Here is a 2,308-nt window from a genome sequence, read left to right on the forward strand (position 1 = left end):
TATTATGGCAGAGCGCGGCCCTCGACACCCTCCTGCCATACACCCTCGCCCCCAGCTCCTATTAATCAGCCCCAACGGGGTCATGGCAGCGGGTACTAAAATCTTAACGTTTCGCCCTTAAACACAGCTATTGTTTCATTGTCAATAAATATAACTGCATCATTCAGCATGAAACTTGAATCAGGTATTTTTTGTACAAACTCAAATTCCTGAGCAAAGAGCTCGAATATAGCAATACAACATACCACAACCAACGCGCATATTCTACGCTGATTCTTAAACACATCCATAACACACCTCCATCGATTTCTGCTATTAATTACGAGGTTTACTGCTACCTACCTCATCGAGATTTGAGCTCGCATACATCTCTCATATTCTTCAATATACCGTCGTTCATATGAACGATATGGACATAAAGAATACCGATAGTTAAGCATAAATTTCGGGACACTAATATTTGCATCTCTATACATTTTGATTATCGTATCAATACCAGTAATTGTCGATACATCGTATCCATAATAACTAAAAAAGCTTAGCATTGAAGCATTTTTATCTGTTATATTATTATTTTGTATATACCTCATTGCACGAACAACATCAGCAAAATCTTTTTCCATCCTAAAATCTTCTTTTATCTTATACCCACTATAACCACCATCTCGTATGGGAAGATTTTGTAATTGAAATCTATTTATAAAATTCCTATCTGATCCTGAAATTATTTCACCATGAGGATGCACCCCACTACCATTCCCTGTTTGTCCGATATTGCCAACTTTGATGCCTTTTTGCAAACCATTGAGGGTCAAACGGTTATTCTTAACTGTGACACCAGTACTTTGATATGTTGCAACTTCCAAAATATCCAACAGGGTGTACGGAGAATTATGCAAGAACTTATAGCTCCATTCATTATCACTAGAGGCCATTTCTAAGCCGAGGTTATTTTCATTGTAGATTCTATAACTAACGCTACCATTAAATGCCATATGATAGCCCATATCCTCTGGCTTCACATTGCTGTATCCTCCAATATCTATCGCATAATAATGATTTACAGCCCATTCATCGTTTCCTGTAGAAGTAAATAATCCTGTCCTATAATCAAATCGCCGTCCCGGTAAAGTTGTAATATAATTAGCATCCGATATCTTAAACGGTCGCACTGTTCCATCACCAAGATCCAGTAATCCTTCAAGATTTGGAACTGGATTCGCTATCTTGTCTAATAAACCATACTTTACAAGATAATCCAAACCCGTGCCAAACGACGCGAAATCCTTCGTGCTTATTCCCGTTAAATATTTCGGGTCCGTCGTAATTCTATTTACAAGATTTCCGAGATCCATAACATTGCTTATAATAGTATTTACGCTACCACAACCAGTATCTACATACTTTACCAATATCTCTTCTAATTTTCTTTTATCTTCTTCAGTATACTCAGTAAAATCTTTTCTGTTCAAAACAACTAGAAAGTCTTTTTGTTCTGGCGATAATTCAGAGGAGGTAAGAAGGCTTTCATCCATTGCAAAGTTTGTTAAATTCTCTCGCTCAAACCCAATTTTTATTTTATCGTTTACAAGTTTTAGCCGCCAATAATCCCCGCTCGCATCGTAACTCGCAAGAAGTCGGGCAAGGTCCTCCATATTCCCCGTACTCAGGGCAGCCAGGTACGTCGCCACTTCCTTACCCAGCGCTTCACCAATCGCCCCCATCCCGTAGGCTTGCCGTAACGCATAGGCCGCACCGATATGCCCCAGCACCGCCCGGTCCGTCTCTTCCCGCTGGCCCACTTCCCCATCATCTATCCCGTTCCGATACGCTTCATGGGCTAGCAGGATGTTCATCCCAAATCGGCTTCCCTTTTCTAATGCTCCCTGCCCTAGATAGATCGTCTTCGTCCCGTCGCCATTCGCCTCGGTCTTAGCCGAATAAGCTCCATCTCTATTCACTTCTATATTGGTCTTCCCGCTCAATACCTCGTCATAGAGGGCTTTCTCGGCTACCCCGCCCACCGAATACAGCGTCCGCAGCGCACTCGCATACTTCCACCCCTCTTCCTGCCCCGAGGTCAGTATCTCCAGGTTCACCTTCCACGCCTCAAGCCCCGCGAGACTCTGCCCTATCGTCCCAAGGCTCATATCCGCACCTCCCATCCCCACATTCATTGTCGCACCCTTTTTACCTAGGTGCAACTCTAATAACCCTCCTTTTAATCCGCCGCCGGTTATGTCTGATAAATTTAATACATTCAGCGCAAAGTCCCCCGTGAGCGCATAGTATAATGAGCCCTAGAAAC

General features: G+C 42.7%; 2 protein-coding genes. Both read right to left on the minus strand.

Annotated elements, in window-relative coordinates; all coding sequences use genetic code 11:
* Positions 1-95 precede the first annotated feature (95 nt).
* Positions 96-290 (minus strand): hypothetical protein, encoded by a 195-nt coding sequence (locus C5O22_RS02320; protein ID WP_132779590.1) that lies wholly within the window; start codon positions 288-290, stop codon positions 96-98.
* 48 nt (positions 291-338) lie between these two features.
* The gene (locus C5O22_RS02325; RefSeq protein ID WP_132779591.1) at positions 339-2,177 is read right to left on the minus strand and encodes a hypothetical protein; all 1,839 of its coding nucleotides are present in this window, start codon (positions 2,175-2,177) and stop codon (positions 339-341) included.
* Positions 2,178-2,308: the final 131 nt, after the last annotated feature.

The sequence above is a fragment of the Treponema sp. J25 genome (genome assembly GCF_004343725.1).
Taxonomy (GTDB): Bacteria; Spirochaetota; Spirochaetia; order Treponematales; family Breznakiellaceae; genus J25.